Source organism: Pseudoalteromonas sp. BSi20495, assembly GCF_000241185.1.
GTDB classification, from domain to species: Bacteria; Pseudomonadota; Gammaproteobacteria; order Enterobacterales; family Alteromonadaceae; genus Pseudoalteromonas; species Pseudoalteromonas fuliginea.
This window is the reverse complement of sequence record NZ_BADY01000026.1, coordinates 24,057-48,567: the sequence shown is the minus strand read 5'-3', so window position 1 is coordinate 48,567 and position 24,511 is coordinate 24,057. Positions and strand designations below refer to the sequence as shown.

Genomic DNA, 24,511 nt, shown 5'->3' with positions numbered 1-24,511 from the left:
GGCTTTATTTAGTGTAAAAAACAAGCAGGCTGTCTTATGGCAATTGCAAGAAAACGACAAGTAAGTTTGGTTGATACAAAATACTACCACTGTATTTCACGCTGTGTTCGTCGTGCATTTTTATGTGGAGAAGACCGTTTTACTGGTCAATCTTACGAGCATCGACGAGGCTGGGTTGAAGATAAGCTGCTTGAATTAGCGAAGGTATTTTGTATTGATGTATGTGCTTACGCTGTTATGAGTAATCACACCCACTTAGTACTGTATGTTGATGATAAAAAAGCGAATCGATTAAACGATAAAGCGATTATCATTCGCTGGCATAAGCTCTGTAAAGGCACTGTACTTACGCAAAAATATGTACAAGGTGAAAAGCTAAGTAAAGCCGAACTTATCTTTTTCAATCAAACAGTAAACGACTACCGCGAGCGCCTATCAAGTATTAGCTGGTTTATGCGGTTGTTAAATGAAAACATTGCTCGCAGAGCAAATAAAGAAGATAACTGCACAGGTAGATTCTGGGAAGGCAGATTCACATCACAAGCATTATTAGATGAAGCAGCACTTGCCGCTTGTATGGCGTATGTCGATTTAAACCCAATTAGAGCTAAAATGGCTAAAACGCCTGAGGAATCAGACCACACCAGCGTTATACAACGACTAACATACGCAAAAGAAGGCAAACAACCAAAACAACTACTGCGTTTTGCAGGAATACCACGTCAGATAATGCCAAAAGGACTCCCGTTTGAGCTTAAATCGTACCTTGAACTTGTTGAATTAACAGGGCGTTGTATACGAGAGGATAAACGCGGTTATATTGAAAGTTCGCACCTACCCTTACTCGAAAGAGTGAATATATCCCCCGAAAACTGGTTAAAACTCACCACACAATTTACGCGTGTATTTCATGGTGCAGTAGGCAGGCCAAGTTCACAAGCAAGTTACTGTGAAAATTTAAACAGAAAGCGACGGGCGAATATCAGTAACTGCGAAAAGCTACTTGCATAAAGCTTAAGCTACCCAGTAAAACTATTCAGTAATAAATCACAACTGCACCATGCAGCCATTTTTATGCGTGTGATTTAGGTTTAATAGAGTTAATGACTTATTTAATAGGTGAAATGAAAGTAATCCAGTAGGAAAGGTAAATTTTTAACCTAAAAGATAAATTTTATGACACAGTTTGGCTTGTATAATTAAAGTGGCTGTCTAGTTTCGCCAGGTGGCGATTATGCAGATAACAACCGCGATAAAGTCATGACTCTGAGTTGTGATGAATTTTTACGGCGCTACTTACAACATGTATTGCCCAAAGGGTTTATGCGCATTCGCCACTATGGATTTTTAGCTAATGCGTGTCGCAAGCGAAAGTTCGGGTTAATAAAGGCTCAAGTATCAGCAACCCCATGCAAAGCGGTGAAGCCGAAGGTAGAGCAAGAACGATTAATACCCCATTGGCCTTGCCAGTCATGCAAGACGGGTACCTTACGATTTATTGGTGTGATGAATTTAGATGAGGCGACAAATAAAATAGCGCGAACGAGTTAGCAGCCTTGCTTGCTGCATCAAATTAATAAGTTAACCTGCTTAATTGCTCAGGCTAATAGCGGCTGTGCGAGCGAAAAATATCCTTGCTTAACGGTTAAACATTCGGTTTAATGAATAGATAATAAACGCTGAGCAATGCAGGGAAAGCTTAAATTATAATAGGTAAGCTTATTAAATTAGCTGATTTAGCTAGAGCCTCTAAAAAGCAAATTCCCATAGCATAAACAACACCAACTCTGACACACCGAGCAGGTAGCGCCTCAGTCCAACAAGCGATTATGCAACACAAACTGCGTGTCGCATAAATACTAAAGTGTTAGCCTACCAATTGGAGTTTAGAGAACAATGTTAGAAGTACTAACCCTATTGGGTAAGACGATTGCTATTATTTCAGCGTGCTGGGCTATTGTCTCAGGTGTTAGCGCATGGAAACGAGAATTTATTGGAAAGCGAAGAATTGAGCTTGCTGAAGAAACCTTGGCTACATTCTTTGAAATTAAAGATGCAATTGCATTTATTCGTAATCCATTTGCCTCTATTGGGGAGGGAGAAACTCGGGTAGTAGGAGAGCGAGAACGGCCAGAAGAAACGGAACTGCTTAACCGAGGGCACATTGTTTTTGAGCGCTATGAAAAGAAGCGTGAGGTGTTCATAAAGTTTGAAACGCTGAAATATAAATTTATGGCAACTTATGGTGCAGAAAGTGAAGATATTTTCAAAGACACCAATAAAACTGTAAACAGCATCTTTAACTCAGCTCGCCAGTTAGCAACTAGGTATTGGCAGCGTCAGGGTAAGGTCAAAATGTCAGATGAAGAGTTCAATAAACATTTAGAAAAAATGAACCGACATGAGGATGTCTTCTGGGACACTTGGGAAGAAGAAGATGTAATCAGGAAGCAGTTACAAACTATTCAGGATAAACTCGACTGTGTTGTTGAATCAACATTTGAAGAGCCTATCTCGACTTACAAGCTATTAACTAAAAAGCTTTGGTGAAGTTAGGCTAATCGGGTAGCCGGAGGTCTCTAACCTCCAGCCCCCACACCACCCATCATGCGGGTCCGCAATGGGCGGTTCATCTCCCGTAATGAATATTGATCCAAATATCTCTCAATGACACTAAACCTTGTGACGCTAAGTAGTCATTGCCTAGCGCAATGTTAATTCCTTTTGTTTTTGAGCTTCTACAAGGGCCTTTACTGGTGATACCACAGGCTATGGCGAGTCGTTCGCTAACACCCAATTTCATTAAACTGCGTACTTTGGTGCGAGGTTTACGCCATTGCCGCCAGTAGCACATTCTTATCCTACGGCGGATCCAGTGATCTAAATCCACCGTTAGCTGATAAGCGTTGGCTATTAGGTAGTAGTGTCCCCAGCCACGTAAATACTGCGTGAGTTTATGAATTTGTAGGGTCATTGAGATCCCCCAGTTGCGATTAGTGAGTTCTTTTACATTTGCTTTAAATTTCTTTAGCGCCTGTTCATGGATCTGCACTTGACCGTAACGGAAGGTAAACCCGAGAAATTTCGAGCCTGATACGGGACCGACCCGACTTTTCGATTCATTCACTTTGAGCTTTAATCGCTGAGTGATAAACGCAGTAATGTCCCGTTGCATTATTAGCCCTTCGCTTTTCGTTTTTACTAAAATGATTATGTCATCAGCGTAACGTGCAAACTTAAGGCGTTTGTAGGTTAACTTCTTATCTAATTCATCGAGTAAAATGTTGGAAAGCAAAGGGGATAATGGCCCACCTTGAGGGACACCTTTGGTTGACTCAAACCACAGACCGGTTTCACGCTCTGCTATTCCCGCTCGTAAGTATTTACCGAGTAGGCGCATGAGTGCTTTGTCTTTGATTTTACGGCCAACACGATTCATCAGCATGTCATGGTCTACTTCATCAAAGAACTTAGACAAGTCGATATCAACCGCTGTTTTATAGCCTTGTTTAACACAAGATTGAACATGGTTCACTGCTTGACTGGCTCTTTTATGAGCTCGATAACCATAACTATGCGGTGAAAATTGAGGCTCAAAATAAGGGCTGTTCACTTGAGCAATGGCTTGTTGGATCACTCTGTCGATAACAGAGGGGATCCCAAGCATTCGCTCACCGCCATCGGGTTTGGGTATCATCACACGTTTTACTGGCAATGGTTGATAAGTGCCGTTAAGTAATTGGTGTTTAACAAAATTAGGATGACACCCATATTAATTTATACCTAAACCGTAATTGTTGTACATAACCAATAGAACGATGATAACTGTTAGTAAATAATGGTGGTAAGCCTTTATCACCTCGAATGGTAATCCTCTTCTCTAATTATTCAAATATCGGTAACCCCTTTCAAAACACTAATTAAAACAACACCAAACTCCCACTTTATATTCTGCATAAAACACTGTAATCGATTGAACCAAAATAGGAACTCAGCTATGGTTAAACCATCATTAAAAATAAATTAAAAACGAGTTAATCTAAAGGCTCGTTAGTTGCCTCGGAGGGATTTGTGATTATTCGTGCGTTTGATAAGGCTGATTATCCTTCAGTGCAAAGCATATATAAGCAAGGTATTGATACCGGAAACGCCACCTTCCAGCAGGTAACTAAAAGTTGGGATGAGTGGAATAATTCAATGCTTAGTCACTCTCGGATTGTGGCAGTGGACAATAATAATATTCTAGGCTGGGCTGCACTTTCAGCCATATCAACTCGAGAAGTATATTTTGGCGTAGCAGAAGTTAGTGTGTATGTTGCATTGGATGCTCAAGGAAAAGGAATTGGGCAAAAATTACTTTCAAATCTAATTTCAGATTCTGAGAGAAATAACATATGGATGCTTCAAGCTGCTATTTTTCCTGAAAATAAAGGTAGCCTCAAACTTCATAAAAATAATAACTTCCGCCAACTAGGTATTCGTGAAAAACTTGGTCAAATGAATAATGTTTGGCGTGACGTTGTACTAATTGAAAGGCGAAGTAAAGTTGTAGGTGTGTAACTTCGAACATTATGATTTATCTCTGCTAGTAATTGGAATAAAGCGACCAGCGTCGCTGCTTTCACTAACCATAATAAAACACGCTTACTAAGCGCTAATACCTTGTTTTAAAAAGTACTCCACTGCTTTATCAGTATGGGGCTTAAACGCCTTCCAACGCCCAATTGCTTTGCTATTTAATGGTTTGCGTACTTGTACTTTACTGGCGGTAGAGACCGGTGCGGTGTTTAAGTGAAAATCTATACATTGCTCCTGCCACTCTAAGTTACAAAAGCTGACTAACTCTTTAATTTGCTGCTCGGGCTGTGAGACTAATTCTTCGTATTTTACTAATTTTATATTGCTGTGTTGCATGCTGAAGTGCTGCATTAGTTTGTAAAAACGACTGTAAAATTTTGCTGTGACGAGTAAGTCGAGCGAGTACGCGTAGTAGGGGTTATTAATGGTAAATAATTGGCGGTAGTTACCAATACAGGTGTCCATTGGATCGCGCAGCATGCAAATTATTTTGGCGTTTGGCAGTGCTTTGGTTATTAAGTCGATATAAAAAAAGTTAAACGGGAGTTTATCTATAAAGTGTTTATGGCTGCCTGTTATTACGCGTGTTGCATTTAAATAGGTTGACCCAAGCTGATTAAAATCAAGCTCGTAGGCTTTACTGAGTGTTTGAGTGTCGAGTACATGAGGTGTTTGTGTTTGGCTTAGCTTTTTAACACTTAGGCCAAAGTCTTGTAATTCACCGGCTGATTGCACGTCGCTGTGGCTCGATAAAATACGCTCAACTAATGTGGTGCCAGAGCGGGGCATGCCCAATACAAAAATAGGTTCGGCCGTTGGGTTACCTTGTGTCAGCGCTTGTGTGTGCTGTTCACTTAAGAGTTTAATATGTTCAAATAACTCAGTTGAGCTTTTATGATCAAACGGCTGCACAGCACGTTTTGCTACTTTACCTTGCTCTAACGCGTTAAAAGCCTCTGAATATTCACCAATATCTTGATACTCTTTTGCTAAAGCATGGCCTATATGCAGTTTTGCATCCGGGTGTGTTACTTGCTCAAATACATTTTTTAAGCGCTCAATATGATTGTTTTGCTTACTTACTTTAGTTAAATCACTTAATGCAAAATGACTTTGATGGTGCAGTGGGTTAAGCGCTATGGCATTTTCAAAAGCGTGTTGGGCTTTATCGAATAATCCTAAAAACTTAGCGCTTACGCCGTAGTTATAATAAAACGGGGGTTGAGCTTTGTTAGCCGCTGTAGCCAGTTTAATAGCGTGCTCAAAGTAGTTAAGTGCTTGCTCGTGAATGCCTGCTTGAGTAAGTGCAACGCCAAGTGTGTCGGCATCAAGGGCTTTAGTTATTTGCTTTAATGAAACCGATAGTGCGGTGTTTTTTGCTTTTTGTAATTCGCCAGTAAGTGCGTAACATTTAGCAAGTTGCGCGGTGTATTCAATACTTTGGCCAAGGGTAAGGGCTTTTTCGATGAGCTTTATTGCTTTGTGTATTTGCCCAACAGTTAAATTAACCATTGCCAGCAAAAAATACCCATCAGCAAAGTCTGGTTTGAGTGTAACTAACTCCACTAGGGCTTTGTGTGCTTGCTCTATTTTACCTTGGTTTAGGGAGTGTATTGCGCTTTGATGAAGTTGCTTTAAATTTGGTTGCATGGTTTTTGGTAATTATTTTGTGAAAGAAAATAAAAAGGCTCAAATAAATTTGAGCCTTAAAACATTGTTTAAAAATTACTATAAATTATATTTCAAATTTGTAGTTAAATTTAACACCTACCGTAAGCGGGCGATTAATGTAATGGCCGTAGTTACGTTGTATGTCGGCACCATTAGCGGATGTTATATCGGCATCTGAACGACGAACGGATGTAACCGCGTATTTGTTGAATAGGTTATCAACATATAGGGTAGTTGACCATGCATCAGCTGTTAATTTAGCCGATATATTACTTAAGCTGTAACCTGGTAGTGTTTCTCCGTTATCACGAAGACCTACTCTTGAAAGCACGTCGCTTTGCGCAGTTAAACCGTAGTTAATATCAAGCGTTTTGTCGTTAAACACGTCTGTTTGATAGTTTACACCCATCGAAAATTGATTTTCAGGTGAGCCTGGTAAACGGTCGCCGTCTTCTGCGCCATCGGTACCATCGGCATTAAATAAAAATGGTGCGTCTGATGTTAGTTCTGCTTTTGTGTAGGCATAAGTTGCGTAAACTGAAAACGAGTCAGATAAAATGGCACGGGTTGAAATTTCAATCCCTTTTGCATTTGCGCTACCTGCGTTAGATAAGTACGGTAGTTGGCCTACATCAGTAGCGCCTGCAATTTGTGCATCATCCCAATCTACGTTAAATAGCGCGGCGTTAAAGTGAAGTTGGCTTCTAAACCAGGTGCTTTTAAAGCCTAACTCGTAGTTTGTTGTTGTATCGGCATCGTAAAGCATTTCTTCTGGACTACCACAACCTGCTTGGTTAGCTGGTAATGGATCAGGACACGGTGCTAAACCATTTGAACCGCCGATTCTAAATCCTTCACTTACCGTTACATAGCCCATGACTGAATTTGTGAATTGGTATTTAGCATTAAACTTAAAGAGGCTGCCGTTATCGTCAGCTTTATTTTTTTCAAAGTTTAATGAAATAGCATCAGGTGCTGCGTCATCAAATAAGGTATTAAATAATGGAAAATCTACAGCTGACTCAGATTCAACGTCGTATTGGTATAAACGCATACCTAAAGTTACGTCTAATTTTTCTGTTACTTGGTAGCCTATTTCGCCAAATAAAGCTGATTCTGTTATTTCGGTACGATCTACCGAGAAGTACTCAAGTTGATCTGGGCGAGACTGCGAAGCGCCAAAGTTTTCTACTGCAAAGTCACCAAAGCCAGGCGTAAATTCTTTACTAGAAGCATCCGTTTCTGTTTTGTTGTAAAAGCCACCCACAATCCAGTTAAAGTCGCTATCGCCTTGCGATACTAAACGCAGCTCTTGGGTGAAGGTGTCTTCTTCTTCAATCTCGCGGGTAAAGGCTGAAAACGATGGAAATTCTTCATAGCCGTAATCTAGGCGAATAAGTAAATCGGTTTGATCGCGTTGACCGTCGGCATCAAAGCTCGAAATACCCGTTGCCGATACTAGCTCAGCAAAACCTAAATCGGCTTTTAGTTCAAGGCTTAGTAATTGATCTTTTTTCTCGCGCGGCTCTTCAAAGCGATAAGCCGATTCGTATTTACCTATTACGTCGCTTAAACCGTTGTTTGCATTAAGGCTGTTGTAATGAACAATCGAGCGGCCTTCGCTGTCTTGGTTTTGGTAAAAGTAGTTAAGCGTACCTTCAAACGATTCATTTGGTTTAAAGCGAACAGAAATACGACCAGTAGTGGTGGTTTCGCCGTTGGCGTCTTTTACATTTTTAAGGTTGTTATTAACTGCTGAGCTATCGCTCCAATCTGGATCTGGCAACGATACGCCAGATTCACGCACTACATAGCCGTAATCGATAAAACCAGGGTCTTCATATACGTTTAAGCTGGCGCGAACTGCTAATTTATCTTCGATAATAGGAAGGTTAAATATAAAACCGCCTTCGCCACCTAAAGAGTCACTTTCTTTTGTTTGAAATAGGTCGCCGTATACTTCAAACGATGTAAAATCAAGCTCAGGTTGTTTAAGCATATAACGGATTGCACCGCCCAATGTGCCTGCACCATAAAGCGTGCCTTGTGGCCCAATTAATACTTCAACACGCTCAATATCTACCAGGCGCATATCTACCGAAACCGGAATTTCGTTAATGTAAGTAGATACTGTGCCGCCATCTGATGATGGACCAGACGAGTTTGTATTTAAACCACGAACAATAATAGGCGAGCCTGAGCGGCCACCTTGATCGGTAATTGTTAAACCAGGTACCCAGCGCGCTACATCCGCAAGCTCACTGATATTTTGATCTTTCATTATATCAGCATCAAGGGCTGTAATATTTAGCGGTGCATTTTGCACCGAGCCGCTGCGCCTTGTTGCTGTAACTTCGATTACTTCGAGTGATTTGTTTTTAGCTGCAACTTCTTCTTGAGCAAGTGCGGCATTAGGCAATAAAAATACGCTAGAAATAGCGCTCGAAATAGCCAAGGTTAACAAGCTTGGTTTAAACATAAAAAGTGATCCCCAGTTCAAATGTTTTACATTAGTAAATTAAGTTAAGCAGTTTATCAGGGAGTGAAGTAGCTTGGAATATTTAAATTGAATTTTAATTCACTTTTATAGAATAAATATGGTTTATGTGTGGGGTTTTTATTTAGCTAATAGGCAATATAAGCAATAGCTTAGTGCTATTAGGTACAGTTAGGTTAAAAATTAAACCCTTGTTTAAAGGTAAATAGTCATTCATATTTTTAAGATGGTGTTATGACGTGCTCGTTAAACAAATTATTACATTAAAATTAATATTTCATAATGTCATTACTTATACTTTTATTAGCACTATTAAAGTGTATTTTGATCCCCATTAAGAATGTTAAGTCGCCATTACTAGTGACAGTTTAAGTTATTGAGTGAGCGTGTTTGATTGCCGCTTCGTATTCTCTTTTTTATTTTGTCCGCACTTTTTTGTGCGTGTTTTTAAGGATTAACAATGAGCCAACTATTTTCGCCTTTATCACTTGGGCAAGTAACACTAGATAACCGTATTATTATTGCCCCTATGTGCCAGTATTCAGCCAATAATGGCGCTGCTAGCGATTGGCATACTATTCATTTAGGCCAATTGAGTTTAAGTGGTGCAGGATTACTTATTTTAGAGGCAACAGCAGTAAACCCAGAGGGGCGTATTAGCTACGGCGATTTAGGGCTTTGGAATAATGAAACCCAGCAAGCACTAGGCAAAAGCCTAAAAGCAGTAAGGCAATACAGCCCTATGCCTATTGGTATTCAGTTAGCGCATGCTGGGCGTAAAGCTTCAACTAAAAAACCATGGGACGGTGGCGATGCCATTGCACCTGATGATGTCAATGGCTGGCAAACCGTCGCACCTTCGGCAATTGGGTACGACGATAAAAGCCCAGTACCAAAAGCAATGAGCCAATCTGACATAGATTCACTAATTAAAGACTTTGTCAGTGCAGCTAAACGCGCTGATGAACTCGGCCTTGATTTAATCGAGCTGCATGGTGCGCACGGTTACCTGTTACACCAGTTTTTGTCGCCACTTTCAAACAAGCGCGACGACAACTACGGTGGTAGCCTAGAAAACAGAATGCGCTTATTGCTTGATGTTTTTAAAGCGGTAAGAGCGGTATTCCCCAGTAATAAAGCAGTGGGTGTGCGTATTTCGGCAACTGATTGGGTTGAAGGTGGCTGGGATTTAGAGCAATCGATAGTGCTTAGTAAAGCGCTTGATGAACTCGGTTGTGACTTTATTCATGTAAGTACGGCGGGCCTAAGCCCAGAGCAACAAATACCAGTTAAACCTAATTTCCAGGTACCGTTTGCAACAGCCATAAAAGAAGCGGTTAAAATGCCTGTTATAGCGGTGGGTTTAATTACACAGGCGCAACAAGCAGAAGATATTATTAGTGAGCATCAAGCCGATGGTGTAGCGCTGGCGCGTGGCATTTTATATAACCCGCATTGGCCGTGGCATGCAGCTGCAGAGCTTGGCGCTACAGTAACTGCACCTAAACAGTATTTACGTTCAAGCCCACATGGGCAGCCATCACCAATAAAATAAAGTTTAGTTTTTTTGTAAAAACCCAACCCGCGCTTGCTGGTTGGATTTTATTATTTTTATAAAGTAGAGACACACATGACCCAAACAGGCGTTTCAGCGCAACCATTTAGCAATACACTCGTTACTATTATTGCTTTGTGTTGCGGTCTTATTGTTGCCAATATTTACTACGCTCAACCTATTATTGAGTTACTTGCCCCAGAAGTTGGATTAAGTTCACGCAGTGCTAGCCTTATCGTATCGCTTACACAAATAGGCTATGCTTTGGGGTTATTTTTTTTAGTGCCATTAGCTGACTTAATTGAAAATAAAAAGCTCATGCTGGTCACTCTTACTGTGTCGTTTTTGAGTTTAGTGGGTACGGCACTTGCTGATTCACCCAATGTAATGCTTATTTTGTGTTTGATGATAGGTATAAGTTCGGTTTCTGTTCAGGTGCTTATTCCGCTTGCTGCGCATTTATCGTCTGACGAAAAACGCGGACAAGTTCTTGGCAATATTATGGCGGGTTTGTTGTTAGGTATTTTGCTAGCAAGACCGGTATCGAGCCTAATAGCCGATCACTTTGGTTGGCGCGCTGTATTTTACTTTGCAGCAGGGTGCATGGTGTTTATTGCAGGCGTAATTTATTTTGCTATTCCAAGTAGGCAACCTACCCATAAAACCACGTATTTTAAGTTATTAAAATCGCTTAAGCAGTTAATGATAAGCCAGCCAGTGCTACGCCAACGTTCACTTTTTCAAGCGTTAATGTTTGCATCGTTCAGTTTATTTTGGACAAGCGTACCGGTTGTGCTTGCCCGTGAGTATGGTTTATCCCAATCAGAAATAGCATTGTTTGCACTAGTGGGCGCCGCAGGTGCAGTAGCTGCCCCCATTGTTGGGCGTTTGGCTGATAAAGGTTATACGCATCAGGTATCGTTACTGGCCAAACTTATTGCAGCACTGTGCTTTTTACCAAGCTTATTTGAGTTACCTTACGGCATTATAGTATTGGCGTTAACCGGTGTATTTATTGATTTTGCTGTGCAGGCCAATATGGTATTGGGGCAACGTGCAGTGTACGCACTAGAGCCACAAAGCCGTGCGCGCTTAAACGCTATTTACATGACGAGTATATTTGTAGGTGGCGCAGTAGGCTCGCTTATTGCCAGCCCATTATATGAAGCGGGCGGTTGGACTGGTATTGCACTGGTGGCTACCGGCATGCCGCTTATTTCGTTGATTGGTTATTTGGTTACAACTAAAAAGCAAAGTAAGGCTGTGAGTTAAAAATCACTGTAAAGAGCACAATAAAGTCACCATGTTGCGTGGTGACTTTATTTAGGTTATTTGGTAGTTAATTAAGTAGTTTGTTTTTTTGCGTTTGAAAAAGAGCTACCAACAGATGCAATAATTACAAGTAAAATAGCGAGCCACTGCCATAAAGTAAGCAATTCACCCAGTATAATAAACCCTGCGAGCGAGGCAATTGCAGGCTCTAAACTCATCATTACGCTAAACCCTTGTGAAGGCATGTTACGCAGTGCAACCATTTCAAGTGTGTAAGGCAGTGCGCTTGATAAAATAGCAATACCAATACCCAGTGGGATAATTTCCCACGTAAACGCGGCGCTTTGCATAATGCCGCCGTAAGGCACTAGCACTATAGCGGCAACGGTCATTCCCAATGCGACAGTGGCTCCACCAGAGCTTTGTGTGCCTGTTTTTTTACCAAATAATATATAACCTGCCCAACACGCACCAGCACCAAGCGCAAGGGCTACACCTAATGGATCAAGGCTGTCTTGGCCGCTCATATTTGGAAGCAAAAGCAAAATACCGATAATAGCACAGGCAACCCAAAACAAGTCACGTTTACGGCGAGAGGAAAACAAGGCAACAGCAAGCGGACCTGTAAATTCAAGCGCTACACCAATGCCTAGTGGAATGCGTTCAATGGCGTAATAAAACAAAATGTTCATGCCGCCTAAACTTAAACCATACACAATTATAGGAATACGATTACCCGACGTGGGTAAGTGTTTCCAAGGTTTAAACACTAAGCAAAGTATAAATGCAGAAAAACCAAGCCTAAGGGCGGTTGTACCTTCAGGGCCAACAATCGGAAAAAGCTGTTTTGCAAACGACGCGCCCGTTTGAATGGTCATCATGGCAAGCAGCACACACACGATAGCCAGTAAATAACTTTTTGAAGATGCTTGCATAATACTCCTTAATTATACCAATCTGCATAAATCTTTCATTTAGAACAACTAGATACAAAAATTTTTGCCTAGTTCTAGCGTGATTTTCTTATCGTCAAATAGATCCTATACAAGCAGATTGGTATTACAACCAGTTGAATGGCAGGCATAGTATCTTTTTTTATATTTATACGTAAGGTTTTATGTTCAAAAGTAAGGAGGGTTATTCTAAATTTAAGTGGTATTTTTATTACTAAAGAGCAGAAAAAGCTAGCAATCAGGACGAGTGCTAGCTTTTCATTGTATTAATGAGCGCTTTTTACTAAGCCATCTAAAGAGTAGAGGCCTCGTTTTTCGCTATTTTTACGTTTCACTTCTTCTAAAGCGCGCGACTCAACGGCATCAAATAACGCGTTAATGAGTCGATTAAAATGTTGATGCATTGCTGCACGAGCAGCATTTGCATCATGTTGCTTTAATGCATTATAAATAGCAGTATGTTCGTCCATTACGCATTCGTTGTTATTAGCACATACGCTACTGTAATCAGTTACAATTTGTGCATTAGTTAAGCGTAAATCCCATAAATTAGCGACGGCAAATTCAAGCGCTTTGTTGCGCGTTGCACGTGCTATTATTTCATGAAATTCTCTGTCTGCTTGCTCAACATATAAGCCTTCTTGCATGGCTTCAAGCGTCTTGTTTAGTTTTTCAAGTTCTTGTTCTGTAATACTTAACGCTGCTAAAGCTGCAATTTCACCTTCGATGAGTGCACGGGCTTGAGTTAGTTCAAAAGCACTGATTTCTTGGGATTTAATTGGTGCGTCGAGGCTTTCTACTACGTAAACACCGGAACCCGTTTTTACTTCAACACGACCGCGCACTTCTAATGCGATAATAGCTTCTCTAATTGTAGGGCGGCTAACGTCGAACATCTCTGCTAGTTCTCTTTCTGGCGGCAAACGCATGCCAGCAGAAAATTCACCTTGGTTTATTAAAGACTCAACCTTATCAACGATGCGCCAAAATAAGCGACGATTTCCCATATTTTACCTTTATATACCTTAAGGACTGTACGCGCTAGATCTTGTAAAACTTAAAGCGTAGACCAAATGTTAAGACCAAAGGTTACCGTAAAGTTAACCACTATGTCAAAATTGCAAAGTCATATTATAACTAAAATCATAGTACATTATTGGTAATTTTTACATGTATTACCAATTTAATTTAAAATAAATAATTGGTAATCTTGATTGGTAGGTTTTGCTGTGATAGTTTTGCATCGTACTTTTTTGAAACAAATAATTTACATATTCAAAGTGCATGTGCCATTAGCAACAATTGTAAAAAGTAATTTAAGCCAAATTGATTGCCCATGGAAGGGGGTCGCTCTGGCTTAGGTAATATTGGTAGCTAAGTCATATTACAAAATAAATTACTGTGGGCGTTAATTGTCGTTGGTTAACGCCCACATTTATTTTTAGATCTTTAGGATACCGTGTCGTTTGGGTAAATAACCCCTAATTGTTTACGGGCCTCGTCAAGTACTGCCATCACATTACGTGCTAATTGATGTGTGTTAATGTCCGATTGTAACTTTTTTTGACTAACCATTTGCATAAAATGCTCAACTTCAAATTTCATAAAGTGCTCGTCAAATGCGATAGACATTAACTCACGCTCTCCATTGTTAGCAATAAACTCTATTTTTTTAAGTTGTGATACGGCTTCGATACGAATACGGCCAAGTTCGCCTTGTATTTCGGTTATGTTGTCGCCTTGCGATATTTTGGAGTAACTAATAACAGCTTGTTTATCTGCGTAATTTAGTAATACATCGCCCGCACCATCTACACCTGTATCAAGCAATACGCCACTGGCACTCACGCTTTTTGGTGCGCCCCAAAGTGCAATGAGTAAATAAAGCGGATAGATACCTAAGTCAACCAGTGCACCATTAGCAAACTCAGGTAAAAATGTATTTGGCCGTTCGCCATTTTTGTACTTATCGTAGCGAGATGAATATTGACTATATTGCCCAATGTATTTACGTGGTGTGCCAATTTTTACCATTGCCTGTTGCAGCCGTGCAAAGTTAGGCAAGTGAGTGGTCATCATGGCTTCCATGTAAAGGCGCTGATGCTTTTTTGCTGTAGCTATAATGCTTGCAAGCTCTTTAGAATTGGCTGCTGATGGTTTTTCGCCAAGGACATGTTTACCCGCTTCTAGGCACATAACGGCATATTGTTTGTGTAAGCTGTTAGGGGCGGCTATGTAGACAGCATCGACATTGTGATCTTGGCAAACTTGCTCGATTGAGGTGAAAATTTTAGCTTGGGCATTTTGTGGGTGTTTGGCTAAAAACGCTTCGCCGCTTGATACTGCACGCGAGCACACTGCGTACAAATTAAAATCGTTTAACGTATTTGCAGCGGCTAACAATGTGTCGCTAATAAAATTGGTGCCAACAATAACAAAGTTCATACCCGCTCCTTAGAAAATATAAGAGCGCTTAGTCTATCACTTTTTTAGCCCTGTATGTACGAGGAGAACACCCAAACCAGCGTTTAACATTAGCACATAATGTTGCTTGCTCCTGATACCCTAAAAGCTCAGATATGGTTGATATTGTATATTGGTTCTGCGCTAAGTAATGAGCAGCTAAAGCGCGGCGAGTGGCATCTTTTAGTTTTACAAAGCTCGTATTATGTTTTGCAAGTTCTCGGTGTAGGGTGCGAGGGTGCATACCCAGCGCAGCAGAAATAGTTTGGTTACTGCATTGATAAATAGGCAACATTGGCCTTATTAACGCACTGACTTGGTTGGGTAATGATTGCGTGTGCTCTGCATTTTTGGCTAAAAAACTCAGCGCAGCTTGTACCTTATTTAGCTCTGATTGTTCAAGCTTAAGTGCCAAGTCGCTTTTCACTATTACAATGCCGGCGCTATTACGGTGTTCTATAACGTCACAGCCAAAATAAGCGTTATAAGCGCGAGCGTTAGCACTTAATCTTTGTGGCAAAAATACATTCATTGGTTTACAGCGGTTATTGCTCAGCTTTTTTATAATAGCGAGTGCTAAACCAATGGTAAGCTCAATCGCTTGGCTAATGTTAGGTAAGGGTTTTAGGCTAATTTCGAATGAGAGAAATAAGCTTTTTTCATCCTCTAAAGGGTGCGACGTTAAACTCAGTGCAGGGCTATGTAAATGCAAGTATTTAACAACCCAATTGAGCGCATCACCTAAGTTAGTGCCGTTTTTGGCTGCTATTGCAACGTGTCCTAAAATATCAAAATTTTGCCTGCATGCAAGCTGAAGGCCAAAGCTGAGGCAATTAAATTTACAGGCGCAGTATTCTAATACCTCGGCGTAGGCACGATAAGGCAAATATTGGTTTTCCAGACATTCAAAGTCAATATTAATATTATTACTTCGCATGATCATATACGGATCGCCGCCAAACTCTCTAATTAGGGTATCTATACCTTGTAGTGACGTAGCTCTAATTAGGCTGCTCATAGTTAACCTCAAATAAACGGTGTCTAAAAATATCAAGTTTTGCTGGGTTTTTCTATGCACTATTGCCATTAAAGCCGTTTAAATTTTAATTAAGGTACACCATGAACAACACCGCATTTGACTACATTGTTATTGGAGCTGGCAGTGGCGGTTGCGTTATTGCATCGCGCTTGTCAGAGGATAAAAATGTAAGCGTGTGCTTAATTGAAGCAGGAAAAAGTGATAACAGCGCATTTGTTCAAATGCCAGCGGGAATTGCGGCGAGTGTGCCTTATGGTATTAATAGTTGGCATTACAATACAGTAGTGCAAAAAGCGCTGAATAATCGTTGCGGTTTTGTACCTAGAGGCAAAGTATTGGGTGGGTCAAGTTCGACTAATGCAATGGTTTATATTCGAGGTAATAAATACGATTACGACCAATGGGCGGCTAGTGGCAATACTGGTTGGGATTTTGAGAGTTTACTCCCATATTTTATTAAAGCTGAAAACAATAAAACGTTTATAAATAATGATCTTCACGGTACAAAAGGCCCACTGCATATACAAGAGCTAAATAGCCCAAGCCATGTCAATCAATACTTTTTAAATGCCTGTGCTGAGCAGGGCGTTAATTTAAGCGATGATATAAATGGCGAAGAACAAAACGGTGCACGTTTATCGCAAGTAACGCAGCATAATGGCGAGCGGTGTAGTGCAGCAAAGGCATATTTAACACCGTATTTAAACCGCCCAAATTTAACTGTATTAACCAATAGCCATGTTAATAAAATAAATATAAAAAATAACACAGCGAAAGGCGTGCAAATAGAGTGCAATAAGCAGGTTATTAATTTGCTCGCACGTAAAGAAGTAATATTAAGCGCAGGTGCTATTAACTCTCCGCAAATATTGATGCTTTCAGGCATTGGGCCAAAAAATCACTTAAAAGCGCATAATATTGACGTTGCTGTGCCGCTTGAGGGAGTCGGTAATAATTTACAAGATCATTTAACCGTGGTGCCATTATTTAAAGCCAAATACAATAAAGGCACGTTTGGGATGAGCCCGTTAGGTATAGGACATATTTTAAAAGGTTGTGTAGATTGGTTTTGTAAACGACAAGGGCGTTTAACCAGTAATTTTGCAGAGTCGCATGCGTTTATTAAATTATTTGAAGACTCGCCAGCGCCAGATGTGCAATTAGAATTTGTTATTGGGCTGGTGGACGATCATAGTCGTAAATTACACACTGGGCATGGTTACAGTATTCACAGCAGTATTATGCGTCCTAAAAGCCGAGGCACGATTACGTTAGCTGATAACAACCCGCGTAGTGCACCGCTTATCGACCCTAATTACTTAAGCCATCCAGATGACTTAACAGCAATGCTTGCAGGCCTTAAAAAAACACTCGCTATTATGCAAAGCAAAGCTTTTGATAACATACGCGGTAAAATGGTCTACCCGCTTGATATAAATAATGATGATCAGCTAATTGAGTTTATACGCCAAACTGCAGATACCGAATATCACCCAGTAGGGACATGTAAAATGGGGCAAGATCCAATGGCAGTGGTGGATACTAATTTGCGAGTGCACGGGGTAAGTAACTTACGCGTAGTCGATGCGTCGATTATGCCTACCATTATTACCGGCAACACAAATGCACCGGTAATTGCGATTGCTGAAAAAGCGGCTGATTTAATTAAACACGAAAAGGTGTAATTAAATAAACTGCAGTAGGGCTATTAATTAGCTATAAAACTCATTTAGCCATTGTTGCCAATCGCTTTCAAGGTGCAGCATTTGCTGATGTTTTTTAGCATTTATGTGCTTAGTTTCATCTTCAATTGCCATATAGGGGCCAACGCGACAAAGCGGGCAATGGTTTGGTGTTAAGTATGTAGGCTTTGTAAGACGTGAGCTTAATTCGCTAGTATGTTTATCGATACTTTTTGGGCTGAAAACGTAAGTTATACCGCTGGTGTCTTTAACGTGTTTATCGCGGTCAACATTACGAATTTTATAACCTTCAAAGCGGCTAATATCAAAAGGCATTTGCCCACAATACTCAATGTTTAGATGAGTATTTAAACTGCCTTCTATATTCCATTCGCGATAGGGTTTTACATCCTTTGAGGTGATGTAGCACAGCATTGGACCATTTTTATCAAGCGCGTATTCGTTAGCGTATTTAATAAACTGGTGCAGTAAAGCGCGGTTAAGTACATTCATGCTGGTTTTGCGCGTGTTGTTTTCAAACGCTTCACGGCCAACAAACGCAGGTATGAGTGGAAACTGAAAAATAACCACATCAAAGCTGTGCTTGCTTTCACTTAGAGCTTGCCAACACGCAGGGTTTGTTACGTCAAAACTATTAAGTACCTCAACGTTGTGCGCTTTTAAATTGCTAAGTGCATTGTGCTGGTACTTTTGCTCAATTGTGGTCTGGTCATCGAAAGTAGATGCAACTAAAGCTTTTGGCGATAGGTGAGTGTAAATAGCATTCGAAAACGATAAATCGCCATCGCCTACGGTGAGTATTCGCCATTGAGGATTTAAGTACATATTTTATTTAGCGTTTATGTTTGTAGCAGTATTATTTATATCGCTATTTGTTTGTGAGTCTTTTGCTAGTAAACGATGAAACGCAAGTCTGGTTTTTAACCCTTCGATTGCGATTTGTTTAATAATAAGATTAAAAGTAATTAAAACAGCAAAGGCAATATGAATAGGGCCATGAGTAAATCCTGCATCTGTATCGTAAAGTGTTAAACCGAATAGCAAAAATAAGACGACTAAAAATATTTCGAGTAATTGACTTGAATAAAAGCTTAAACGACCTTCACTTTTATGATCTTTTTTAATGCGAATAGCACAAAAAAAAGGGATCACTTTGATTTTAAATGCAGCGTTTTTCTCTACGTAGTTTTCGCCTAGTTCATCGAGTTGTTGGCGTAGTTGGTCAATCATGGTGTGTCCTCAAATAGCAGTGCGCGGATATTACCTTATTACCGAACAATATTTAAGTTTACAGCTGTTATTTAGGGTAAATACTCATACCAATAGTCAGAATGTGACAAACAAACACAACAGAGGTGAGTACAACACGCATTTTTTGGTAATCCTTGTGGTAGGTTTGCCATTGCGCAGTCGCTTTTTCAAAAAGTAGCACAAGCCAAAAACTTATAGCTAACCAACCCAGTGCCCACTCAACAGTTACAAAGGCTAAAAATGGCACAGGAATAACCGGTAGTACGGCTTTTACTGCATCGCTATAGCTTTGCTCACCCGCTCGCCATAGGTTACCTGCCATAAATGCTAATATAGCAATGCTATAAAAAGTGAAAAATTCTAAGTTAATACTGTTACTACCAAACACAAGCGGCCAACCCACGCAGCCTAAAAATGGTATTAAGCCTAAGTAACCTAATTGAATGTGGTTGATAAATTTTTCCATAATAGTATGCCTTGTATTTGTGTGATTAAAAGCGTGGGTATTGTAGCAGTATTGCGATTAGCTATCTTAATAATTCGCCAGTATCTACAGTCCAAATAATGCTTACGATAAAAGAGATTATATAGTTCAATCTTAAAAATCGATTGGTTTAATCTAAACAATCAATTTTATTTAATTTCCCATTGCCCTTATTGTACTAATCAAGCCAACGCAAGAGGCCACATATTACGGCTGCGTTGAGTAACTTTAATTCTACTTAAATATAAATGAGGAATACCATGAGCACTTCATTAATCAACACAAAATTACAACCATTCAATGCAACCGCTTACCACAACGGTGACTTTGTAGAATTGTCTGAAAAAGATGTTCTAGGTAAATGGTCAATCTTCTTCTTTTACCCAGCTGATTTTACATTTGTATGTCCTACTGAACTTGGTGATGTTGCAGATCATTACGCACAACTTCAAGAAATGGGCGTAGAGGTTTACTCAGTATCTACTGACACTCATTTTACTCATAAAGCATGGCACGACACGTCAGACACAATTGGTAAAATTACTTACCCAATGATTGGCGACCCAACAGGACGTATTACACGCAGCTTTGGTGTAATGATTGAAGAAGAAGGCTTAGCACTTCGCGGTACATTTGTAATGAACCCAGAGGGCGAAATTAAAATTATCGAAACTCACGATTTAGGAATTGGCCGTAGCGCTAAAGAACTTGTTCGTAAAGTACAAGCTGCACAATACATTGCAACTCACGACGGTGAAGTTTGTCCTGCATCTTGGCAGCCAGGTGAAGACACACTTGCACCTTCACTAGACCTAGTTGGTAAAATCTAACTACCTGATTTTCCAATCAAGTAAGGGCAGGTAACTGCCCTTAAATCAACAAACGTACGCTTGTTGATGCCTCCTATATCAATATATTTGTTTAAGCACATGCATTATTTGGCTTGGGAGGCTTGCTGTTTAAATTTTCCTAAAAGGGTTAAGCCATGTTAGATAACAACATAAAAAATCAATTAAAAAGCCATTTCGAATCGCTTACTCAACCTGTTGAGCTGCTTATTGCCTTGGATGACAGCAAAAAATCAGCAGAGGTAGAAAGCTTAGCAAACGATTTAGCCTCACTAAGCGATAAATTTACGGTAATAAACAATCCTGATAAAAGCGCGCGTCGCCCATCAATGGTTGTACATTCACCTATTACAAACACTCATATTACGTTTGCAGGCGTACCTATGGGTCACGAATTCACAAGTTTAGTGTTAGCACTTTTGCATACTGGCGGACACGCAAGTAAAGCTAAAAGCGAAGACATTGATCAAATACAATCGCTTACTCAAGAGCTAAACTTTGAAGTATACATAAGTCTAAGTTGCCAAACGTGCCCGCAAGTCGTGCAAGCACTTAACACTATGGCTGCGACAAACAGTAATATTAAAGCCACCATGATTGATGGCGCATTATTTCAAGATGAAGTAGAAGAGCGAAATATTTTAGCTGTACCGGCTGTATATTTAAATGGCGAACCATTTAGCCAAGGTGCACTAAGCCTTACCGACATACTCAATAAAGTAGATAGCAAAGGGGCACAGCGCCAAGCTGAATCGCTAAGTAAAAAAGATAAATTTGATGTACTTGTCATCGGTGGTGGGCCTGCGGGCGCATCGGCTGCTATTTACTCAGCGCGAAAAGGGTTAAATACAGGCATTGTTGCCGACAGATTTGGTGGACAAGTTGCCGATACATTAGCAATAGAGAACTTTATTTCAATAAAGGCGACTGAAGGGCCTAAATTGGTTGCTCAGCTTGAAGAGCACGTTAAAGAATACGATGTAGATGTAATGCATAATCAGCGTGCAGCGGCACTTGGTTATAACAATGGTTACGAAATTACACTAGAAAATGGCGCAGTACTTAAAGCTAAATCGCTCGTACTTGCAACTGGTGCACGCTGGCGCGAAATGAACGTACCAGGTGAGCAAGAATATCGCGGCCACGGTGTGGCATATTGCCCACATTGCGACGGCCCTTTGTTTAAAGGCAAACCTGTTGCTGTAATTGGCGGTGGTAATTCAGGTATAGAAGCGGCAATCGATTTAGCCAATATTGTGCAAAGCGTTACGGTACTTGAATTTGCAGACACATTACGAGCTGATGAAGTGCTTATTCGTAAAGCTAAAAGTATGGCTAATATTACTATTATCAAAAGTGCACAAACAACCGAAGTACTTGGTGATGGTAAAAAAGTAACAGGCTTAATGTTCACAGATAGAGTGACTGGGGAGAGCAAAGAGCTTGAACTTGCCGGTATATTTGTACAAATAGGCTTAATACCAAATACCGAGTGGTTAAAAGACAGCGACCTTGAATTAAGTGAATTTGGTGAAATACTGATTGATGCTAAAGGCGCAACGTCATTACCAGGCATTTACGGCGCGGGGGATGCAACCAACACTCCGTTTAAACAAATTATTATTGCAATGGGCAGCGGTGCAACAGCAAGTTTAGGTGCATTTGATTATTTAATTCGCCACAGCGATGAAACCGAACAAGATCAAAGCGCTGCTTAGTTAACCAGAAATCTCTCTTGATATAACAGCGTTCACCCTTAGCTGTTTGTTCACCCAAGCCGCCCTACTCCAAAGGCGGCTTTTTTATACTTAAAAATTAACATGCGATTTAATCGCAGCGACCACCAGAATCAACACCGCCGCAATTGCTATCCGTATGAGACGTGCCACCGCTTACATAAATTGACGAGCCTGTAGTAGATTTAGCCTTTGTAACAAAAGTTGAGAGTAGTAAAATACTGATCCCCACAATGACAATAATTAATGCCTGCCATTGTTGAGTTGAAAAACCTTTGAATAGCACTACAGCTAATATAGCGAACAGTACGGTTCTAAATATATTTTTCATTGTTGAATTCTTTATACAATTATATTTTCTTATTAATGTTTGAGTTTCAGCCGCTCAGCAGCCGATGCAATCGCAATTTCTAATGAGTGCATTTTAAATGGTTTTGAGATAAACATATCCATACCAGCTTGTTTGCATGTTAGCTTATCTTGCGCTGATGTATTAGCTGTTAAGGCAACAATATAAGTTGAGTCATGCCTGCAAATGTTTTTTGAACGCAGTTGTTTTGTTGCCTCAAAGCCATCGAGTATAGGCATAATACAATCCATAAAAATAAGATCGTAGTGTTTTTGCTGACACTTTAATATGGCGTCTTGCCCATCAACTGCAAAGTCGGGTCTCACACTAAACTTATTTAATGATGCATCAAGTACTAATCTATTTATATCGTTATCATCAACAACTAAAACAGAAAGCTTGCAAGCATAAGGGTTAACTTGCGATATGTTACTTGAGTGATGTATTTGTTCTTTGCCCGGTTTAATTGGAATACTCAGTAAAAAATGAGTGCCTTTATTTATCTCACTCTCTACTTTTATTGTACCGCCCATATACTCTACAAGTTCTTTAACTATTGCTAAGCCAAGTCCTGTTCCACCTTTGCTGTTTTTGGCGTCGATTTCTTGAGTGAAAGGTGAAAATAATGACTTTAAAAACCCACTTGTCATGCCTCTGCCTGTGTCATGCACTTCAATATTTAAAGTGAATTGATTACTCGCTTTAGTTATTGATGTTTGCAATTTTACCGACCCTTGCTCGGTGAATTTTAAAGCATTACTTAATAGGTTAGAGACTATTTGACTTAATCTTGTATTGTCTGAATAAGCCCAGCAATGGTCGGGTATATTGTTGCTAACTTTTAAGTCCACATTAGTATTTGTAAACAATGGGGAGTACAAGGAAGTAAGATCAGTAAAAATTGTTTTAAGTAAGAAATCGGTTGGTTCGAGTTTCAATTCACCATGATTGATTTTAGAAAAATCGAGTACTTCATTGATTATGCTCAGAAGAATGTCGGCACTGCGTAATGCAACTTTTATTTTTTCAGACCGTTTTTCTTCGTTTTGTTCATCTATTAATGTGGTTAGCATGCCTGTTATACCGTTGAGCGGTGTTCTTAGTTCATGACTTATTTTTGCAAGTAACATGCTTCTATCGTCAAGTAATCGTTCCGCTTCGGCCTTTTTATTTTTAAGTTCTTCTCTGAGGGTAACTGACTCTGTCACATCTTGAAATGTGCCAAAAAGTCTTACGCAAATACCGTCATCAAACTCAGCTTCGCCAAAAGTTGACACCCAAATATGTTGCTTTTTAGCTGTGATTATCTCCAGTTCTAAATGCCACTTTTCACCTGATTGTACGGCAAGTTCGACTGCTTTTGTTATACTATCTCTGCTTTGACCTTCTTTATAAAACTCAAGCGCAGAGTCTATTTTTGGTTGATAATTTTCGTCAACTTGATGGATGCGTTTAGTTTGTTGACTCCAATAAATATTATTATTAGTTAAGTCTACTTCCCACGTGCCTATATTAGCTACACTTTCTAGTTTCAATAAACTATTACTGTTTTTAGTGAGTTCTTCTCTTGTGATGCTGCGAGCAAATTCAGCCCCTAACCATTGTGCAAATAACTCAATGTAGTCGTAGGCGTCGTCTGAAAATACTGGTGATTCAGTTGCAGAAGAGAAGTTAACAGTACCGTATACATTGTTACCTACTTTTATAGGTGCACCAATGTACGATTCTAACTGAAAATTAATATAGCATGGGTGATCTGCAATTATGCTCTGTGATACTTTATGAAATGCAAGTGCGGAACCTGCCTCAAGTGTGTGTACGCAGTAGGTGCCATCCAGATCAAATTGAGTGCCTATTTTTAATTCGTTATTAGGGGTTATGGCATGTAACACTGAATAACAGTTATTTTCAACACGGCTAATGATTGCTAAATCGAGGTTAAAAACCTCGAGTCCGAACTCTAGAAGCTGGTGGGTTTTATCGTCAAAATTAAGGTCTTGATCCGATACTATATCGTGAAAACGTCTAAGAAAATTCAATAGAAAACATCCCTTAATTTTTTAGAATCTAATTAATATCTTGATATGGAACTAGCTAGTAAAGCAGCTTAAC

At 40.0% G+C, this 24,511-nt stretch carries 19 protein-coding genes and 2 pseudogenes; 9 read left to right on the top strand and 12 right to left on the bottom strand.

Annotated elements, in window-relative coordinates:
- Positions 1-36: 36 nt before the first annotated feature.
- The 3 genes and pseudogenes from P20495_RS15995 to P20495_RS16000 all read left to right on the top strand — a co-directional run bounded on the left by P20495_RS15995 (position 37) and on the right by P20495_RS16000 (position 2,550).
- Positions 37-1,011, top strand: a complete 975-nt coding sequence (locus tag P20495_RS15995; RefSeq protein ID WP_008134448.1) for a transposase — start codon at positions 37-39, stop codon at positions 1,009-1,011.
- A gap of 243 nt (positions 1,012-1,254) precedes the next feature.
- Positions 1,255-1,551, top strand: a pseudogene (locus P20495_RS21465) (transposase); the annotation flags it as partial.
- A gap of 345 nt (positions 1,552-1,896) precedes the next feature.
- Positions 1,897-2,550, top strand: coding sequence for a hypothetical protein (locus P20495_RS16000; protein WP_008134444.1), 654 nt, complete (start codon positions 1,897-1,899; stop codon positions 2,548-2,550).
- A gap of 79 nt (positions 2,551-2,629) precedes the next feature.
- Here the strand turns inward: P20495_RS16000 and ltrA are convergent.
- A pseudogene (gene ltrA, locus P20495_RS16005) lies at positions 2,630-3,739 on the bottom strand (group II intron reverse transcriptase/maturase); the annotation flags it as partial.
- A 332-nt stretch (positions 3,740-4,071) separates the two neighbouring features.
- On the opposite strand from ltrA, the gene P20495_RS16010 reads away from it, so the two are divergent.
- Positions 4,072-4,560 (top strand): GNAT family N-acetyltransferase, encoded by a 489-nt coding sequence (locus P20495_RS16010; protein WP_008134442.1) that lies wholly within the window; start codon positions 4,072-4,074, stop codon positions 4,558-4,560.
- Between the two features lie 87 nt (positions 4,561-4,647).
- On the opposite strand, the gene P20495_RS16015 is transcribed toward P20495_RS16010, so the two are convergent.
- Entirely contained in the window at positions 4,648-6,228 is a 1,581-nt protein-coding gene (locus P20495_RS16015; protein WP_008134441.1) for a sulfotransferase, read from the bottom strand.
- Between the two features lie 85 nt (positions 6,229-6,313).
- Positions 6,314-8,728 carry a TonB-dependent receptor gene (locus tag P20495_RS16020; protein WP_008134440.1) on the bottom strand — a complete coding sequence of 805 codons (2,415 nt, stop codon included), beginning with the start codon at positions 8,726-8,728 and terminating at the stop codon, positions 6,314-6,316.
- A 478-nt stretch (positions 8,729-9,206) separates the two neighbouring features.
- On the opposite strand from P20495_RS16020, the gene P20495_RS16025 reads away from it, so the two are divergent.
- Both P20495_RS16025 and P20495_RS16030 read left to right on the top strand, forming a co-directional pair.
- A complete protein-coding gene (locus P20495_RS16025; protein WP_008134439.1) occupies positions 9,207-10,301 on the top strand; it encodes an NADH:flavin oxidoreductase/NADH oxidase in 1,095 nt (364 codons plus the stop codon).
- Between the two features lie 75 nt (positions 10,302-10,376).
- The gene (locus P20495_RS16030; RefSeq protein ID WP_008134438.1) at positions 10,377-11,573 is read left to right on the top strand and encodes an MFS transporter; all 1,197 of its coding nucleotides are present in this window, start codon (positions 10,377-10,379) and stop codon (positions 11,571-11,573) included.
- Between the two features lie 71 nt (positions 11,574-11,644).
- On the opposite strand, the gene P20495_RS16035 is transcribed toward P20495_RS16030, so the two are convergent.
- The 4 genes from P20495_RS16035 to P20495_RS16050 all read right to left on the bottom strand — a co-directional run bounded on the left by P20495_RS16035 (position 11,645) and on the right by P20495_RS16050 (position 16,007).
- Entirely contained in the window at positions 11,645-12,508 is an 864-nt protein-coding gene (locus tag P20495_RS16035; RefSeq protein ID WP_008134437.1) for a DMT family transporter, read from the bottom strand.
- A 284-nt stretch (positions 12,509-12,792) separates the two neighbouring features.
- Positions 12,793-13,533 (bottom strand): FadR/GntR family transcriptional regulator, encoded by a 741-nt coding sequence (locus P20495_RS16040; RefSeq protein ID WP_007375632.1) that lies wholly within the window; start codon positions 13,531-13,533, stop codon positions 12,793-12,795.
- 442 nt (positions 13,534-13,975) lie between these two features.
- Positions 13,976-14,971, bottom strand: a complete 996-nt coding sequence (locus tag P20495_RS16045) for a Gfo/Idh/MocA family protein (RefSeq protein ID WP_008134433.1) — start codon at positions 14,969-14,971, stop codon at positions 13,976-13,978.
- A 28-nt stretch (positions 14,972-14,999) separates the two neighbouring features.
- The gene (locus tag P20495_RS16050; protein ID WP_007375630.1) at positions 15,000-16,007 is read right to left on the bottom strand and encodes an AraC family transcriptional regulator; all 1,008 of its coding nucleotides are present in this window, start codon (positions 16,005-16,007) and stop codon (positions 15,000-15,002) included.
- A gap of 101 nt (positions 16,008-16,108) precedes the next feature.
- Here P20495_RS16050 and P20495_RS16055 point away from each other — a divergent pair, with 101 nt between their 5' ends.
- On the top strand, positions 16,109-17,713 hold the full coding sequence (locus P20495_RS16055; RefSeq protein ID WP_008134430.1) for a GMC family oxidoreductase: 1,605 nt from the start codon (positions 16,109-16,111) through the stop codon (positions 17,711-17,713).
- 27 nt (positions 17,714-17,740) lie between these two features.
- Here the strand turns inward: P20495_RS16055 and P20495_RS16060 are convergent, their stop codons facing one another.
- The 3 genes from P20495_RS16060 to P20495_RS16070 all read right to left on the bottom strand — a co-directional run bounded on the left by P20495_RS16060 (position 17,741) and on the right by P20495_RS16070 (position 19,448).
- Entirely contained in the window at positions 17,741-18,556 is an 816-nt protein-coding gene (locus P20495_RS16060) for a class I SAM-dependent methyltransferase (RefSeq protein WP_008134429.1), read from the bottom strand.
- A 3-nt stretch (positions 18,557-18,559) separates the two neighbouring features.
- The gene (locus P20495_RS16065) at positions 18,560-18,961 is read right to left on the bottom strand and encodes a hypothetical protein (protein WP_008134428.1); all 402 of its coding nucleotides are present in this window, start codon (positions 18,959-18,961) and stop codon (positions 18,560-18,562) included.
- Positions 18,962-19,028: 67 nt separating this feature from the next.
- Complete coding sequence (locus P20495_RS16070) at positions 19,029-19,448, bottom strand: DUF3429 domain-containing protein (RefSeq protein ID WP_008134427.1); 420 nt, start codon at positions 19,446-19,448, stop codon at positions 19,029-19,031.
- Between the two features lie 278 nt (positions 19,449-19,726).
- Here P20495_RS16070 and ahpC point away from each other — a divergent pair, with 278 nt between their 5' ends.
- On the top strand, positions 19,727-20,296 hold the full coding sequence (ahpC, locus tag P20495_RS16075; RefSeq protein ID WP_008134426.1) for an alkyl hydroperoxide reductase subunit C: 570 nt from the start codon (positions 19,727-19,729) through the stop codon (positions 20,294-20,296).
- Positions 20,297-20,451: 155 nt separating this feature from the next.
- The gene (gene ahpF, locus P20495_RS16080; RefSeq protein WP_008134425.1) at positions 20,452-22,032 is read left to right on the top strand and encodes an alkyl hydroperoxide reductase subunit F; all 1,581 of its coding nucleotides are present in this window, start codon (positions 20,452-20,454) and stop codon (positions 22,030-22,032) included.
- A gap of 109 nt (positions 22,033-22,141) precedes the next feature.
- Here ahpF and P20495_RS16085 read toward each other — a convergent pair whose 3' ends face one another.
- Both P20495_RS16085 and P20495_RS16090 read right to left on the bottom strand, forming a co-directional pair.
- A complete protein-coding gene (locus tag P20495_RS16085; RefSeq protein ID WP_008134424.1) occupies positions 22,142-22,381 on the bottom strand; it encodes a hypothetical protein in 240 nt (79 codons plus the stop codon).
- Positions 22,382-22,413: 32 nt separating this feature from the next.
- The gene (locus P20495_RS16090; RefSeq protein ID WP_008134423.1) at positions 22,414-24,438 is read right to left on the bottom strand and encodes an ATP-binding protein; all 2,025 of its coding nucleotides are present in this window, start codon (positions 24,436-24,438) and stop codon (positions 22,414-22,416) included.
- Positions 24,439-24,511 lie beyond the last annotated feature (73 nt).